Annotated in this window: 11 protein-coding genes; 4 read left to right on the top strand and 7 right to left on the bottom strand. The window is 57.2% G+C overall.

Annotated features, from left to right (window positions below; all coding sequences use genetic code 11):
- The 4 genes from AC1D06_RS32600 to AC1D06_RS32585 form a co-directional block, all read right to left on the bottom strand.
- Window positions 1-4,429, bottom strand: a 4,429-nt coding sequence (locus AC1D06_RS32600; protein WP_477990021.1) for an RHS repeat domain-containing protein, incomplete at its 3' end; no start/stop codon positions are given.
- Window positions 4,430-5,013: 584 nt separating this feature from the next.
- Window positions 5,014-6,333 carry a lipopolysaccharide biosynthesis protein gene (locus tag AC1D06_RS32595; RefSeq protein ID WP_477990020.1) on the bottom strand — a complete coding sequence of 440 codons (1,320 nt, stop codon included), beginning with the start codon at window positions 6,331-6,333 and terminating at the stop codon, window positions 5,014-5,016.
- 57 nt (window positions 6,334-6,390) lie between these two features.
- Window positions 6,391-7,506: a glycosyltransferase family 4 protein gene (locus tag AC1D06_RS32590; RefSeq protein ID WP_477990019.1), complete on the bottom strand. Its 1,116-nt coding sequence runs from the start codon at window positions 7,504-7,506 to the stop codon at window positions 6,391-6,393.
- Window positions 7,499-8,665 carry an acyltransferase family protein gene (locus AC1D06_RS32585; protein ID WP_477990018.1) on the bottom strand — a complete coding sequence of 389 codons (1,167 nt, stop codon included), beginning with the start codon at window positions 8,663-8,665 and terminating at the stop codon, window positions 7,499-7,501. Before AC1D06_RS32585 ends, AC1D06_RS32590 begins: the two co-directional genes overlap by 8 nt.
- A 190-nt stretch (window positions 8,666-8,855) precedes the next feature.
- Here AC1D06_RS32585 and AC1D06_RS32580 point away from each other — a divergent pair, with 190 nt between their 5' ends.
- From AC1D06_RS32580 to AC1D06_RS32570, 3 genes are read left to right on the top strand one after another with little or no spacing between them, the layout of a single operon-like run.
- Window positions 8,856-9,419, top strand: coding sequence for a serine O-acetyltransferase (locus AC1D06_RS32580; RefSeq protein ID WP_477873943.1), 564 nt, complete (start codon window positions 8,856-8,858; stop codon window positions 9,417-9,419).
- A 20-nt stretch (window positions 9,420-9,439) separates the two neighbouring features.
- Window positions 9,440-10,645 carry a glycosyltransferase family 4 protein gene (locus tag AC1D06_RS32575; protein ID WP_477990017.1) on the top strand — a complete coding sequence of 402 codons (1,206 nt, stop codon included), beginning with the start codon at window positions 9,440-9,442 and terminating at the stop codon, window positions 10,643-10,645.
- A 53-nt stretch (window positions 10,646-10,698) separates the two neighbouring features.
- Window positions 10,699-11,418, top strand: a complete 720-nt coding sequence (locus tag AC1D06_RS32570) for a class I SAM-dependent methyltransferase (protein ID WP_477873947.1) — start codon at window positions 10,699-10,701, stop codon at window positions 11,416-11,418.
- A gap of 185 nt (window positions 11,419-11,603) precedes the next feature.
- On the opposite strand, the gene AC1D06_RS32565 is transcribed toward AC1D06_RS32570, so the two are convergent.
- Window positions 11,604-12,683 (bottom strand): acyltransferase family protein, encoded by a 1,080-nt coding sequence (locus tag AC1D06_RS32565; RefSeq protein WP_477873949.1) that lies wholly within the window; start codon window positions 12,681-12,683, stop codon window positions 11,604-11,606.
- A gap of 430 nt (window positions 12,684-13,113) precedes the next feature.
- Here AC1D06_RS32565 and AC1D06_RS32560 point away from each other — a divergent pair, with 430 nt between their 5' ends.
- Complete coding sequence (locus tag AC1D06_RS32560; RefSeq protein WP_477873951.1) at window positions 13,114-13,719, top strand: serine O-acetyltransferase; 606 nt, start codon at window positions 13,114-13,116, stop codon at window positions 13,717-13,719.
- Window positions 13,720-14,345: 626 nt separating this feature from the next.
- Here AC1D06_RS32560 and AC1D06_RS32555 read toward each other — a convergent pair.
- Both AC1D06_RS32555 and AC1D06_RS32550 read right to left on the bottom strand, forming a co-directional pair.
- Window positions 14,346-15,698, bottom strand: a complete 1,353-nt coding sequence (locus AC1D06_RS32555; RefSeq protein ID WP_477873953.1) for a hypothetical protein — start codon at window positions 15,696-15,698, stop codon at window positions 14,346-14,348.
- A 231-nt stretch (window positions 15,699-15,929) separates the two neighbouring features.
- The gene (locus tag AC1D06_RS32550) at window positions 15,930-17,021 is read right to left on the bottom strand and encodes a glycosyltransferase (RefSeq protein ID WP_477873955.1); all 1,092 of its coding nucleotides are present in this window, start codon (window positions 17,019-17,021) and stop codon (window positions 15,930-15,932) included.
- Between the last annotated feature and the right edge of the window lie 169 nt (window positions 17,022-17,190).

Genomic DNA, 17,190 nt, shown 5'->3' with positions numbered 1-17,190 from the left:
TGCGGAAATAGAACGTGTCGTTCAGCGTGCCGCCGCTCAGGGTTTGCGCATCCGCATAGTCATAGATGGTGTGGGTGCCGCTGGCCAGGAGGGTGTCGCTTGTCAGCGCGACGCCACTGCTGTTGAGCCGATCTTCCCTTATGGTCCCGGTGCCATCCTGCAGATAGTAATCGACCGTGCGGGAGCCGTCGCTGGCGATCGCCGAGTGGTTGAGCATCGATCCGGTGCTCGTATAGTTGTCGATGACCTTGCTGCCGTCTGTACCGCGTGTCTCGCGATAATCGTAAGTGCCGTCGGTGTGGAAGCGCTCGATCAGCCTGACATTGCCGCTGGCGTCGTTGCCCTGGTGGGTCGAGGTATAGGTCTGGCCGGTGATGTTGTAGGCATAATTGTCGGTCGAGTGATCGGCGTTGACAACGTTCTGCTTGACGAGCACGCCGGCACTATAGGTTTTCATGACCGCGCTGCCATCGCTATAGGCGGTATAGTCGGTCAGCATCTTGCCGGTCGTGGTGTCATAGGTGCTCGTCTCGGTCCAGCCAAGGTGGCTTGCCTGCACATAGCTTGACTTAATGCCAGTCGTGTAGAGCGTGGTCATCACGTCGCCATCGGTTTCCTTGACGACCTGCTGAGTCGCGTAGGACGTCGTGGTGTTATAGGTCGTCGTCGTGTTGGTGCCGTCACCGGAAACCTTGACATCGGTCGTCATCTTACCGGCGCTGTTGTAGTTGGCGATATCCCGGCTGCCGTCTGTACCGCGCGTCTCGCGATAATCGTAAGTGCCGTCGCTATGAAAGCGCTCGATCAGCGTGATGCTGCCGCTGGCATTATTGGCCTGATGGGTCGACGTATAGGTCTGGCCGGTAATGTTGTAGGCGTAGTTGTCGGTCGAGTGGTCGGCGTTGACGACATTCTGTTTGACGAGCACGCCGGCACTATAGGTCTTCATGACAGCGCTGCCGTCGCTATAGGCGGTATAGTCGGTCAGCATATTGCCGGTCGACGTGTCATAGGTGGTCGTCTCAGTCCAGCCRAGRTGGCTTGCCTGCACGTAGCTGGACTTGATGCCGTTGCTGTAGAGCGTGGTCAGCACGTCACCATTGGTCTGCTTGACCACCTGCTGTGTCGCATAGCCCGTCGTGGTGTTATAGGTGATGGTGGTGTTGGTGCCGTCGCTGGCGGTTTGAACGTCGGTCGTCATTTTGCCGGCGCTGTTGTAGTTGGCGATATCCCGGCTGCCGTCTGTACCGCGTGTCTCGCGATAATCGTAAGTGCCGTTGCTATGGAAGCGCTCGATCAGCGTGATACTGCCGCTGGCATTATTGGCCTGGTGGGTCGAGGTATAGGTCTGGCCGGTGATGTTGTAGGCGTAGTTGTCGGTCGAGTGGTCGGCGTTGACAACGTTCTGCTTGACGAGCACGCCGGCACTATAGGTCTTCATGACAGCACTGCCGTCGCTATAGGCGGTATAGTCGGTCAGCATCTTGCCGGACGTGTCATAGGTGCTGGTTTCTGTCCAGCCGAGATGGCTCGCCTGCACGTAGCTCGACTTGATGCCGCTCGTGTAGACCGTGGTCAGAACGTCGCCATTGGTAGCTTTGACCACCTCGCGCGTCGCATAGCCGGTCGTGGTGTCATAGGTGATGGTGGTGTTGGTGCCGTCGCTGGCGGTTTGGACGTCGGTCGTCATCTTGCCGGCGCTGTTGTAGTTGGCGATGTCCCGGCTGCCATCAGTGCCGCGCGCCTCGCGGTAATCATAGGTGCCGTCGGCATGGAAGCGTTCGATCAGCGTAATACTGCCGCTGGCATTATTGGCCTGGTGGGTCGAGGTATAGGTCTGGCCGGTGATGTTGTAGGCGTAGTTGTCGGTCGAGTGGTCGGCGTTGACGACATTCTGTTTGACGAGCACGCCGGCACTATAGGTCTTCATGACAGCACTGCCGTCGCTATAGGCGGTATAGTCGGTCAGGATCTTGCCGGTCGCGGTGTCGTAGGCGGTTGTCTCGGTCCAGCCGAGATGATTCGCCTGCACATAGCTTGATTTGATGCCATTCGTGTAGACCGTGGTCAGCACGTCGCCATTGGTTGCCTTGACCACCTGGCGCGTCGCATAGCCGGTCGTGGTGTCATAGGTGATGGTGGTGTTGGTGCCATCGCTGGCGAGCTTGACGTCGGTCGTCATCTTGCCGGCGCTGTTGTAGTTGGCGATATCCCGGCTGCCGTCGGTGCCGCGTGTCTCGCGGTAATCGTAGGTGCTGTCGGCATGGAAGCGCTCGATCAGCGTGATACTGCCGCTGGCATTATTGGTCTGGTGAGTCGATGTATAGGTCTGGCCGGTGATGTTGTAGGCGTAGTTGTCACTTGAGCCGTCGGCATTACGCACATTCTGTTTGACAAGCACGCCGGCGCTATAGGTCTTCATGACAGCGCTGCCATCGCTGTAGGCGGTATAGTCGGTCAGCATCTTGCCGGTCGAGGTGTCGTAGGTGCTCGTCTCGGTCCAGCCGAGATGGCTCGCCTGCACATAGGTCGACTTGATGCCGCTCGTGTAGACCGTGGTCAGCACATCGCCGTCGGTCTCCTTGACCACCTGGCGCGTCGGGTTGCCCGTCGTGGTGTCGTAGTAGATGGTGGTGTTGGTGCCGTCGCTGGCGATCTGGACATCGGTCACCATCTTGCCGGCGCTGTTGTAGCAGGCGACATCCCGGCTGCCGTCGGTGCTGCGCACGTCTCGGTAATCATAGGTGCCGTCGGCATGGAAGCGCTCGATCAGCGTAATGTTGCCCTTGGCGTCAGTGGTCTGGTGTGTCGACGTATAGGCTTGGCCTGTAATGTTGTAGGCATAGTTGTCGGTCGTGCCGTCGGTGTGATAGACGGCCTTGCTCATGATCACGCCGTTGTTCAGGCCGTATTCGGTGTTAAGGGTCAGATTGCCCGCAGCATCGAAATTCTGCACTTTGGTCCAGGTGCTCTGGCCATAGGTCACGGAGAAATCATAGCCGCCGGAAATCTTGCCGAGCAGACTGCCGTAGTGCGCGACGAGGTACTTCATCGTCTCCACAGAGGAAACGGCGAGGGTATGAGTGTCGGAGAGCGTGACGGACTGTAGCCCGGACGCGTCGTTCAGATCGGTCATCTGCGCAACGAATTCTGCCGATGTCATCGTCAGGTTCGACGAAACCGTTTCGGTTTCTTCCTGCACGGCGCCGGTGGCGCCGAATTCCACGACGAGCGGATGGTCGCTCAACGGGATCTTGAAGGAGCTGACATTCGTATAGACGGCGATCGGCGTCAGACTGGACAGCGGATCGTAGACATAGACAACCGGCTCGACATGGTCGAGGGTCACGGTGACGTTGACGGTCGGGTTGGTGATGTCGGTGTCGGTGACATCGTTCCAGACCTGCTTGTCGGCCCAGACGACGAGGTCTTCCACCCCGCCCGACTTTGCCAGCAGCATCGAATGCGTCTGCGAAGGAGTGCCGCTCAGCGAATAGTTGAAGGTCGCGGCTGTCGACGTGCCGCTATCCCCGGAGGACAGGATCGTGGTCAGATTGTGAAGCGCGATGGCGGCGAGTTTGGGCGTGCCATCGGCATTGAAAAGGCCGAAATGGGCTTCGCTCTCGCCACGTGTCGCGGCCGCCGAAGGCGTGTCGAACAGCTCGTAGAGATAGGTCGACACCGACCCGTCTTCATAAGCGTCCAAAAGATTTGTGAGGATGAGTTTTGCCTGCGCCGTCTCGCTGGCGCCGACACCTGCCCAGCTTTCGAGCGTCGTGGAGCCGGTTTCGGTGATGACGAGAGGATCGCCCGAAGACGCGTTCTCCGCCAGGCCGATCGTATATTCCATCTGCGGATCGGCGGAGCCGCCGGCCACCGTATAGACGTGGGCGTTGGCATAGTCGGAATAGGCTCCGAGATCGCCGACGGTCGAGTAAGCCGAAGAACTGTTGTCACCAACCGACAGGTTGATAACACCAATGTGGCTCAACACCGGATCGGCCTTGATCGCCTGATAGAGATCCTTCTGAAACTCCGCACCGGCTGCCGCACCGGTGAGGCCTTTATAGCTCAGGCTGTCATCGAGATTGACTTCGTTGAGCCCTTCGATGGAGACGACAGAGCCCGGATGCTCCGCCACGAAAGCCTTCAGGTCGGCAATATATTGCGTCAGCGCCGCCGTACCGCCTATGGCAGTGGTCGATCTGACACGAAAGTCAAATGTGATCCCCGCGTCTGCCATGGCGTCAAGGACCGGGGAGGCCTGGCCGTAGGTCGAATATGCATCTCTTACCTTGGAGATGCCGATATATTTTAGCGATTCGATAATAAGACTGGAATTGTCGTAAGCGTCGAGATAGTCACCACCGTGTGTATTGACGCCAAGCGAAGAAAGAAAATCGGACGCAGTCGAGTTACTATTTGACATATAGACGGTTCCGGTTTGTTTGACTGGTGTGAAGCTTAAATGCGAGAAAGCAAAAACCATTTACGAGAACGGTTCAAATTTTATGGACTTTCACTTTAGTCCATGCGCTTTCTAATCATGCCCGCTGCTGTCTTTGTGACGGTGCAGCGACGCCCTTATGCCAATGGCAGTTGTGTCGAACATTGACGAAGATCAAAAACCGGATTTCTAAGCCTAGGTGTAGTTAACCAAGTTTGCTGCGTGAAAAAATGACTGTCCCAACTTGCGTCAGACTGAAGCAGTTACGCTTTGTGGGTTCTGAGATGCCGGTCTAGAGCGTGCCGCATCTATTCGCAGCCATTCTGCCGGGACGACTCTCGTCAGGGCCAAGGCGATGGCCGAACGGCGGTATGAGAGATGTACCCTCGAAGCCGTCGCCGCAGGAACTGGCGGAAAGATGCCCGGCCAACTGGACGCACCGCTTCGCTATGGCGAAGCTGGGAAAGCGGCCTGAGATTCAAGAGCCTGGCAAAGTTGCCTTGCAAATTTGCGGCAGCGTTGGCTGAAGCGGACCGCCTGTTGGGCCGGCCGGCTTGGCCGTGCGTTCAGGAGAGGATGGTCGGCTCGGGCAGTGCGGTATCCGACATCGGGGACGGTGCCGCGCCTGCCTGCTTCTCGGCCTTGACCTCGTTCGCTGCCTTGTAAAGGTAGTAGCTGCGGATCGCAGCAGTCACCAGCGACGTCGTCAATGCGGCAATGCCTGTACCGGCGAAGCCGAACAGCCAGATCATGACGATGGCATTGACGATCGAAAACACCACGCTTGTCAGATTGATCATGGCATAGTGGTTGTCGCGCCTCAGACTCGTCAGTCCGATGTTGAGCAAGTCGGAACAGCTGCGGGCGACAGCCGCCAGCAGCATGAGGATGAAGAGTCCCCGATGCTCCCGAAGCTGCGACATCGACATGAAATGGATCAGGATCTCGGCTGAGATATAGACGCCGACAGACATGACGGTGGCGATGATGGTGGTCTTGACGAACTGGGCGCGCAGAACGTGCCGCCAGTCGGCATAGGTGCCGTTCAGATAGGCTTTGACCAGCACCGGCAGCGCCAGCTGCACCACGGCGGTCTGCGTCAGCGTCTGGAGTGCATTGGTGAGTGACCAGAAGAATGTGTAGATGCCTGTCAGCGTCAGGCCGAGCATGAAATTGACGATATAGCGGTCGGCATACATGAGCCCGACAATGCTGAGATCGCTGATATAGATCAGCCACGACTTGCTGAGCTTTTCCTTGAGCCAATCGTACTGGACCGGCTCCCTGGCCGTTTGCGCCAGCGGCCAGCCGCGGAGGAAATAGAAAAGCGCAGCTATGGCGACGACATAGCTGGAAATCCAGGCGAGGAAGATGGCGTCGATCGTTCGAAAGGCGGGGAAGACCAGGCCGAGCACGATGACGAACGGAACCCAGAGAGCGGAGCGGATGAAAACCAGGACATTGGCTTGAAACGCCATTTCCTGGCTGACCAGGGGCAGGTGAATGTCGAGCGCATAGGTTTCGAGCCAGACGATGACGAGCACGAGCAACAGGATTCCGGTGATCGCATGGCCGGTTGCCAGCGCGCCGGCGCCCAAGACCAGACTGGCGAGAAACAGCGAGATCGTGGTGACGAAAAGGCGGCTCTTGACGCGCGCGGCGGCAAAGGCGTGATCCTTGCCAACGATCTCGCGGGAGGTGAAGTAGTTCAGTCCCCAGCCGACCAGTGCAGGCACGATGCCAACCACGCCCAGAGCCAGTCCGTAAAGACCGGTGGCGTCCAAACCGATATATTTGATGATGTAGAAGGACAGGACGAAGCGGAAGCCCAGCGTTGCTGCTCTCAGCATGAGATTGGTCAGGCTGGCGAGGCTTTTTTTCAGCATGCGAATTTCCTTCATATCGTCCTTAGACTGGCGGTGCGCCATGCCTATCTGACAGTGTCAGCGGGTGGCAAGAGCTTCCGCCTCGCGTGGTTCGGTCAAATGCCGCACCAGTTCAACGATCGCCAAGGCGCTTTGCCGCCAGGAAAACGCCTTGATTCGATCATGCGCCCGGCTGCGCAGGGCTTCGAAATCCGCACTCCGGTCGATCACCTTGCGCATCGCCTCCGTGATCGTCGCCGGCACCAGGGGATCAAAATAGAGCACGGCATCTCGGCAGACCTCACGCACCGAAGGTATATCCGAAGCGATGACCGGCGCTCCGGCATTCATTGCCTCGAGCGGCGGAATTCCGAATCCCTCATACAAACTCGGAAAAACAAGGGCAGCGGTACTACGGAAAAGCGCCTGGTTTTCGGCATCCGACAGCCGTCCTGCGAAAATGACGCTCTCCGGCAGTGCGCCGAACTGTGTCGCCGCAAACGATCGCGCCAGGCCGCCGACAATGACAAAGGCGATATCCGTTCGGCCAAGCGCGAGAAAAGCCTCGATGGCGCGGCCCAGATTCTTGTTTGGCGCCGGCGAACCGATGAACAAAAGGAAAGGGCGCCCGACAAGCGACAGCCGATTGAGCACGGAAATGTCGGCCTCCGGCGCAGTCTCGGCGGCCACTGCATTCGGCACGATCGCAATCTCGCCGGCCGGTACGCGGAGAACTTCGGAGAGTTCGCTGCGCGAGAATTCCGATACAGTCGCCAGCCGCGATCGCCTTGCCAGGGTGCGTCCCAGTGTCTGGTGAAGCGCGCGATAGGTCATCGAGAAATATTCTGGATGGCGATAAACGAGCGCGTCATGGATGACGGTCACCTGGCGCGGCTGCAGAACCGGGCCGGAATTGCAGAAATTGATCAAGACGCCATCGCGGCTGGCGCGCCAAAGGTCCCATTGCTCCCAAAGATGACCACCCGTCGAGCCGGTATTCGCAAACGGCAGGTGACGTAGAAAAGAGGGACACTCCACACTCTTGGGTGCCAGGACCTTCCACTGGAGAAGAGGATCGATTTTCGCCAGAGCATCGATCTCGCGCAGAATCATTCCCCCAAAGCGTTCGACGCCGGTAACGGGTCGTCCGAGAAAACGCCCGTTGACGTAGATTGGCGGTGCCGCTCTAGTCATGAAGTTCCACACTGCGTTCGATCGCCAAGGCCGGCGGTTGAATGCGGTTCGAAAGCCTGTTGAAGAAGGCGCGTCCCGGCTTTTCTATCCATTCATAGGTTACGGAAGCGATTGCAACGACCGTCGCCAGATAAGCGAGGGCGAGCAGATCGGTGGCGCCCGGAAATCCGAAATGGATCAATGGTTCAATGTCTCCTTGGATGGTCAGCGGAATGCCAAGTTTCGCTTGCAGCAGCCTGATCATCAGGAAAAGCGGGGCGAAGATAAGGAAATGCAGAAGATAGATGGAGTAGGAAAGACGCCCTAGAAAAACAAGCGGTCTCGTCTTGAGCCATCCGGAAACATTTCCGGTCTGGAAAGCGAAGACGATGACAACAACCGAGAAGGCGACGATGGAAATCGCTGTCTGGCTGGGATGGATATGAAAGGTGATCACCATCAACGCCGCCACTGCGATTTCCACCACCGTCGGTATGCGGACATCCTTCGCCCGCAGCCATCGGAACAATCGATAGGTCAGAACGCCCGCAGAAAAACCGACAAGGCATTGAACGAGGCCAAGACCGGACGTCTTTGTGATCCCGAACGGGAAACTCTCGAGGCATATGAGGGTCAGGCCGGACGCGAAAAGCACGATGGTCGCCGCATGCAAGCGATATTTGCCAAGCATGAACACGACTGCGAAGACGACATATGTATAAAATTCGACGCTGATCGACCAGCTCGGCGCGTTCCAGGTCGGGTCGACGAACGGCACGACCGCCTGAAGCAACAGAATGTTGGCGACGAGAGACCCAATGTCATTGGTACCGGAGAACGCCGCCTCACTGCTTTGGAAGCCGTGGTGAACTGCTATTGCCTTCAGGCATTCGAGAGCGACGAAAAGCGAAAGAACGAAAATATGCAGCGGATAGAGGCGGCCGAAGCGACGCAGGAGAAACCGGCCGGCGCCCACAGCATCCGGCACTCTGTCGTAATAAGCGTGGGTGATAACGAAGCCGCTTAGAACAAAGAAGAAGGGAACTGCGAGATCCGCATTGCGAATCACCGAGATGCTGTACAGAAGCCCCGTCGCTTTGAAGTGGTACAGAGCGACGGCGATTGCTGCGAGCCCGCGCCAGGAGTCCAGCGCTTCGAACCGTTCTGCCTTTTTATCCATCAACAATCTCCGGGGCCGGGATTATCCACATATGGCGATAATCCCATTGACGAAAGCCGGATAATTCAGTTTGTTGCGTTGCACAATAATCATATTGTTAACAATTGGATCAGAGGAAAGCAATATAGCGATTGACGATCATTGCCGCGGTGAGCCACACCATGCGTCGAATCCGAATACGAGAAAGTCGATGAGCGCGGAAACCACATTTGAGAAGATAAGGGCTGATCTTCAGCGTCACGCCGACAGAGAGCGGCGGTCGGTGACGGTCCCTTTTGCATTGAGGATGTTCCTGCTAACCCCGGGCTTCCAGTTCGTATTTTCCTTCAGGGTGATGCAGGCCGTCAGGAAGGTTCCGATCGTCGGACGGCTCTTGCGCCGCGTCGTATGGTGGGCGAACGGTCGGATGTTCAGTTCCGAAATAGCGATCGTCACCGAAATTGCCGGTGGCCTCTACGTGCCGCATCCCTACGGCATCGTTGTCGGTAGCGCGACGATCGGCCACGGCGTGACCATTCTTCAGAATGTCACGATCGGCAAGCGCGGCGACGAGGAGAGCGATCCGCTGATCGAGGATGGTGTCGAACTGTTTGCCGGGGCGGTGGTGGTCGGCCCTGTCAGGCTTGGACGAAACGCCAAGATCGGCGCCAATTCGGTCGTCATCAGCGATGTACCGGAAGGCGCGACGGCAGTCGGTATCCCCGCTCGTATCGTCATGCCGAAGGAAAAGCCCCATGCCGTCAAAACGGCCTGATTTCCTGACATGAGGACGTAATGCGGATAGCGCTCTGCAACGCCATCTACGCGACGCCCACTTACCCCAGAATCGTTGGCGGGGCGGAGATCTTCGTGCGGCAGTTCGCAGAAGCGCTCGCCGAGCAGGGCAATGAGGTGATCGCCATCCGTTTTTCGCCGAGCGGCGTCTACGAAACGGAGACCGTCAACGGCGTCACGGTGCATTTCGTGCCGGTCAGAAATCTCTTCCCGCCCTTCGAGGACAAGCGCAATGCGCTGCAGCGTACAGCCTGGCATGCGATCGACGATCGAGCTCCTGCCCATCCGCTTGTCGCCCGCATCTTGTCCGAATTCCGGCCGGACGTCCTGCATTCCAATACCTTGAACGGCTTGACAACGGGGGTCTGGAGCGCTGCCCGACATCTCGGGATCCCGATTCTCCACACGCTGCACGATTATTACCTCATCTGTCCGCGATGCTCCCGCTACAAGGGGGGGCATTCCTGCGAGACGACCTGCCGCTCTTGCAGCCTGCTGACGCCTGCCCGCCGTCGCCGCGCCGCCCTGGTTGATGGTGTCGTCGGTGTCAGTCGTCGCACGCTGGAGCTTCATACCGAGCACGGCGTATTCTCGGACGCGCGGTTCAAGCACGTGATCAGCAATGTCGCCAATCCGGCAATTACATTTTCGCCACAGCCGCTGCGCGAGGGACCGCTGACCATCGGCTATCTCGGGCGATTCTCGGAGGAGAAAGGGGTGCGGCTTCTGGCGCAGGCGGCCAGCCTCCTGGCGCCGGGCACGGTGCGTTTGCGATTGGCCGGCAATGTCTCCGCTGAGGAGAGGGCTCATATCCTGTCGCTGGCGCCTGATGTCGACATCGAATTCGTCGGCTTCGTCAGCCCCAATGCGTTCTATCCGACAGTCGAGGTCGTCGCCGTGCCTTCGCTCTGGGAGGAACCGAGCCCGCTTGCCCTCATCGATGCGCTGGCGGCCGGGCGACCGGTCATTGCCACGCCCTATGGCGGCTTGCCGGAAGTGGTCTCGGATGGGCTCACGGGCTGGATTGTCGCCGCCAATGCCGAGAAACTGGCCGGGGCGATGCAGGCGCTGCTCGACCATCCCGAAAAAATAGATCAAGCCCATCACGCACTCGTGCAAAGTTTTCACAGACGGACGCTGTCGGACATCATTGACGACTACCGGTCGGTTTATTTATCATTGCTTAACCAAAAGAATGGTGGCTGATTGCTGCTGTTGTCATAATCGCGACCTATCTTTTCGAGCAACGGAGTAGGACTGTGGCGATAATCGAAGGCAATGCGGACCGATATCTGAATGGCCAGTATTTCGAGGAGAACCCGGACTGGCACGAGGACGACGCCGAGTGGAAGGCCGGACATATCGAAGCGATGTTGAGGAAAGCCGGTATCCGAATCCGCAGCGTCTGCGAAGTGGGGTGCGGTACGGGCAAAATCGACGAACTGCTGGCTGCGACGCATCCGGATTGGCAGGTCTCAGGCTACGAAATTGCTCCTCAGGCCTACCAACGCTGCCTTTCACGTGTCGGCGAAAATCTGCAATTCGAGAATGGCAGTCCGTTCGACGGCGCGCGCCGCTTCGACCTCACCATGGCAATCGACGTGATAGAGCATGTCGAAAATCCGTTCGCCTTCATCCGCAGCATGGCGAACATCTCCGAATGGCAGCTGTTTCACATTCCTCTGGATATGAACGCGCTGGCCACCACGCGCGGCTGGGTGATCATGGATGCGCGCCGTAAGATCGGCCATCTGCATTACTTCACCCGCGATACCGCGCTGGCGCTGCTGGAAGAATGCGGATTGACCATCGTCGACAGCTTCTACACGCCCTGGGCGATCGACCAGTCGCACAAGAGCTGGAAGAAACGACTTGCCGCCATGCCGCGGCGCGTCGCCTTCGGCCTTGCACCTGATATCACGGTGCGCGCCGTGGGAGGCTGGTCGCTGATGGTGCTGGCGCGCTCTGCGGTGAATTGAACACGCAGCGCCAAGCAGACCTTCGTCGGCACGCCGGTGATTCATCCGCTTAGCGTTCGCTGTTTTGTCGCGGGTTCTTTCCGGAAACCCATGGAATACTTTTCCGGAACCTGCTTGGACCTTGCTACGCGCATAACCGAGATGCTTTCACCATCGCGCGTCGACCATTCGCGACGCGTAGCGCTTCATTCCGCAGGCGAGCGCGCCGATACCGGCTCCCCGATGCGCGACAGCCAGGCGCCGATAGGCTTTTCGACCACATAGTGGGTGGCGACCGCGCCGGCGATCGAGGCGATAATTGAAAGGCCGTAAACCAGTGGCAGGGGCAGACCTGCCTTTACGCCGACAACGGCGACGATCTTGGTTGCGAATGGATGAGTCAGATAGAGTGCATAAGAGGCGTTGCCGCCGATGGCGAGCAGCCGCATCACGCGATTCCTGATATTGGCGGCTGGAGTGAGCGTGACCGCGCCGGCGATCAATATCGCCGGTAGGCCGCCGGTGATCAGCCGCGGCAGGTAGTCGTAAGCATTGGTCTGAAAAAAGACGACCGCCAGCAGCAGGCCGGCGACAACCGAGGCTGAGGTCAGCGGCAGAGACATGCGCCGGCCGCTGAGGTGAACCGCAGCAAGCGCTATGCCAAGCAGGAACTCGCCGATCATCGAGCCGCCCCAGAACTTCAGCAGCCAGATCCTGTCCGGTGCCAGACCGGCGATGATCATCAGCACCACGAAAGAGCCCGTGAGCGCCGCGATCCCGATGCGTTTGGGCGCCAGGAGCGCCAGCGCGAAAGCGACGTAGAAGAACATCTCGTAGTTCAACGTCCAGCCGAGCGAGAGCAGGGGAAATGGAAATAGTTCCGGATCGTGAACGCGCAGCCATGGAATGAAGGCGTAGGATGCGGCAATATGTCCAACATCGAGAGCATTGTTTTTGACGAGGTTACCGGCAAACACGATCGAGACCAGGGTCAACGTCGTGCAGATCCAGTAGAGCGGCACGATGCGGATCAACCGCCGTCTGAGAAATCCGAGCGCAGCCCCTGGCTCGCCGAAGCGGTCATGCATCATATAATACATGATGAAACCACTGATGATGAAGAAGATATCGACGCCGAGGCCCCAATCGAAAGGCGAAGGAACCTCGAAGGTCCGTCCGATTCGCGCTGCAACCTCGCTGACCGCTACTCCGGCGTGGATGACGACGACGAGAGTGGCTGCAAAGAAGCGAAGTATCTGGACGTTGATCAGATATTTTCCGTGCATGTCGTTCCAAGAGTAGGTTGCAAACGCTCGCCGTTGAGCTGTTTTGCAGTGCGGTAGATTCGCAGGTTAGCCGCTTGCGGCGACATTGTCATCCCCATGTGACAGCAAGATGATTGCGTCATCCACACCGCCGTGCGTCCGCGACATCGTCTCTGACGGTCTTCTCACGAAAGCAATTTGACGATGATTATCTTTTGTCCATGGCTCGGTATTCGAACCAGCCCGACGATATCGACGACCGGTTGACGAAGCCTGTGCCGCGCCACAAGGGCGCGAATGGCGGCTGTTCAGATTTGCTTTTCCGGTGGAAGCCCGCCCGCCGACGCAAAATGCGGGCCGGGCATGCGGAGAAGACGTTGCCGTGACATGCGGGTTGAAATTCCGTGCGGAAAGGTTAGGGTCGCCATTGTGCACTGCAGGAGAAATGCCAATGAATGCTGTGGAGCAACAAAAAGCACTGGACGTTGGACGACTCGACTGCGAGGCCGAAACGATGGAAATAGGAAACCAAATGACGTTCTGGGACCTCGTGAAGACGGATTTACAGGCAAGCACGGGGTTTTCGAGCCGAGTGAGGGCGTTTTCAGCTTTCATCTTCAATCCTGGCTTTTCCACTGTTTTCCTGCATCGGTTGGCCGTAAAGCTGAAAACCGGCCCTTTCAGAAGGCTTGGGATCGTTATCTGGAGATGGAATGTCAGCCGCAGCGGTTGCCACATTCATCTCGACAGCAAGCTGGGGCCTGGCCTGATGCTTCCACACCCCGTCGGCATTGTGATCGGCGCCGGAGCCGAAATAGGAGCCAATGCGACGATCTTCCAGACAGTCACTGTGGGCAAAACCGGCAAATCGGAAACCTATCCCGTGATCGGCGACGATGTCACAATCTATCCGAATGCCGTGATCATTGGACCGATCCGTGTTGGAAACAGGGCTGTCATCGGTGCTGCTTCGGTCGTCGTGAAAGACGTTCCTGATGATGCGATCGTCGCCGGCAATCCGGCGCGTGTCCTGCGCATCGCGGCAGACGCCCAGTAGGGCTTAAACGCTTGATTTCAAGGCGGGTAACAAGCAGACATGCCCGCCAATAGGCGCACCGCGATGACAATGAATACTTTGGAGCGGCAAAGACGCGCGCCTGATCTGGGCTACCTCCAATTCGATCGCAGAGGCTTTGCCGACCCTACCCAAAAGTTTCCTTGCACAAACTCGATCGCTGAAGCGACGCAAATCACGATCGCGACGAGGACGATCGACCTTAGAGAGACGTTGTAGTCATAAGCGGTTTCTGGGCCAACCATTGGGTGACAATCCTGTTGGAAAATTCGTTAGCCGAAGTCTGTTGCGAGTATTGCATGCCGGGACTAACCGGCACTTGAACACGCCGTTCATTTCGCATTCACGAGCAGGCCACATGACCGCAGTGTTGCGTCACCGTGCCTGTCGACGGCTACAGAGACACAGCGAAACTGGTCGCATGGATCAGAAGTAGCCATGCACCGGTGGAGAATGTGAAGGCGGTGAGCCAGCCTTTTGCGCGTTCGGACATGATGAACCCCTCGTGGAACAGGGGCTATATTGGCACGCGCCGCTAAACATCACGTTCGGAAATAGGTTAAAATTTTAGCAGTCGTATCGTCTAATTACTTCGGCGGAGCAGCGCCTCACTCCGCCGGGCTCGGCGAGCCCCCGGAGCCGGAACCAAGTCCATCCGGGCGCCAAATCCTCTGCGGAGCCGCTGCCCTGCGGCGTTTTACGGTCCTGAAGACCTCGCTGACTGCATAGCCATAGACCAGCGTCGCATAGGACGGCCCATAGCACTGCACCGTTATCGAATAGATGTTCCACAGAAAAATCAGGAGCAGCTTGGTCTTGTCCTCAGTCCAGCTCAATGACTTGAACTGAAGCAGGAAGAATATAAGAACCGGGTACCCCATCATGACTGCGGTCGACAAATAGAAATTGTCGAGCGGTATATAATATTGTGCCAATGGCCCGTAAAACGCCATCGGATACGCGTAACATCCAATGCCGCACCCAACGAACAACCCGATTGGAAAATGATCGTTCAAGAAAATGAACGGTCCCTGCCAGGTGTTGTTGATGCGGTCCGCGAGACTCATCAAGTTTTGACTATAAGATGCTAAATCCACACCGCCCAGCAAGAGCATCAGCAAGGGTGGAACGGCGAGCGCCAGATAAGACAGCTTGGCAAGCGTTTTGATCAGCCGAGTCTCGGATCGGACTGGGAAGAAGGTTGTGTAGGAATAGTAAGCAAAATATACGAAAGCGAGCCCGATAGCCGTTTTGCTGGTTGTTGCATTCAAGGCGAAATAGACAAGTGGCCAGCACATGATATTGAAAATCTTGCCGTAATAAGGCGAGACCAGGACAAAGGTAAATAGCGTCATAAACCCGGCCATGGTACTGTCGCCGGCAAAGCCGCCATAGCGGATAGCGCCCCCCGTCCACCAAATCTTGGTCGTCGTACGTACGGAGTCGCCGATAGACAGGAACGATTGGCCATACCAGGGATATTGGACATAGGGATTAATTGCCGTCCCGATCGCCGAGAACAAAAATACCAGCAAAAGTATCGTCCGCACCCAGCGCTGCTCGGTAATGCTCCGCCCGTAGAAGCACATGCCGACAAACATCGGAATAAACATCTTCATGGACGAAAAGAATGCCAATAGATTATCGTTCATGAAGAAAACGCTGACAATCATTGACCATACGAACGCCAGCGTGAAGAAGATTCCGTTGAAGTTCTTGTCTTTGAAAAACTGCATGTAGATGAATATTCCAAGCGACACAAACGCCATCATGTCCGGAATAAACCAGATAAAGTCTGCATGCATGAGATGAAACACATAGCGGGCACTGCCTGTGAAACCATCCCGCAAGCAAAACAAAATAAACGTTATTACAGAGTACTTATAAAGGAGATCGCGGTCGTCCGCTCGCTTGTCCACCGTGAAGGACCGGGCTCCCATTTCGTCGACGGCTTGGTGCATTTCATGCTCTCATATGGCTGGACGATCGACGCCGCGATGGACAATTAACGATAGCAGCCAGCGGGCGTTATTCGAAGACGCCGGGACATTCTGCTGCTGTCGAACGCACGGTCCCTTACTTTTCTCGATGCTGGAGAAGGAGCCGATGGGACGGTTCCGATCGCGACGCGCATGTGCAGCTTCCCTTCAACATCCTGGGAATGAAAGCCTCTCCAAGGCGCATGGAGCTGCTCACGCTTCCTTGACGCGGTCCATGTCTGGCACGAATGCAGGACCCATCATGATTTCCGTGTAGATATCATCAATCTGCTGCACCATGCGATCCGAGGTGAAGGTTGATATGAATCGATGATAACCTTCGACGCCGACCTTGCGTAGCTCTTCCCTATTAAGCTCTTTCAACTTATTTTGCAATGCAGCAGGGTCATCGGCTGGCACGACATAGCCGTACTGTCCATCCGCGAGAATTTCCTTGAGACCTCCGACCGACGACGCGAGAACGGGTATGGAGAGCCGCATTGCCTCGACCGCGACGAGCCCGAAACCTTCCCACCGCGACGGCACGACGAGAATGTCACAGCTCCGCATCTGTGCCGCGACGCCGTCGCGATCCAGCCAGCCGAGCCTCTCCACGCAACTGGGAAGCGGGTTGGGCATGGCAAGTTCACCCAGGGCGAAATCGCCGACCAGCCTTACGGAGACTTTGTCCTCGATGCCCGTTACCGCTTTGAGGAGGACGTCGACACCCTTCTGATGGTCGAAGCGGCCGGCGAACAGGACACGGATTCGGTCGTCTTCCCAGACTGCGGGCTTTACGCTGGGCACGTTTCTGTCGATGCCATTCGGGATGAGCCGGAGCTTTGTCGGCGGAAGCCCGAGCTCGATCGCGCGCGCATAGTCATGATTGGAGATTACGACGATCCGATCCGGAAACCGGGCGAGCCAACGCTCGATCCTTGCCGCCATCGACCGGATATAGGGCGTGTGGGTCATGTCGACCGACCAGCCATGCGGGCAAAAAACGATGCTGGATCGGTTAGGGTTGCGCAGTATCCGCACCAATGCGCCGGCGATGGAGGAATGCGCATGCACGATATCGGGTTTGTAACTGGCTAGCTCGCGCAGATATCGCTGCGCCAGGAAAAACGAACCGGCAATCCGCGATGGGCGAGAGAAGGTGACAATGCGAGGTCCTGCGGCGAAAATATTCTTTTCGACGAAACCGAGCTGATTTTTCGGTACAAGAAGTGTGACATTTTCACGGCCGTATTTCTCGACCTGATGCGGAATGAGTTCGGAAAGATACGATCCAGTCCCGCCCACCACACTTTCGCATACGTGAAGTATCTTCACATGGACCAACCGCTTACGGACCTCCGACTTGACAATTTATAGTTTTCCGCTTGGGCTTTACGCCGGTTCCCCTATCACCAGTTCTATATGCGGCCAAGAAAAATATTTTAACGTTGCATAACATGTGCGTGTTGCTTTT

It is taken from the genome of Rhizobium sp. P2_G2, assembly GCF_056403555.1.
Note: the sequence above shows the minus strand (reverse complement) of the source record. Positions and strands in the feature narration are given on the sequence as shown.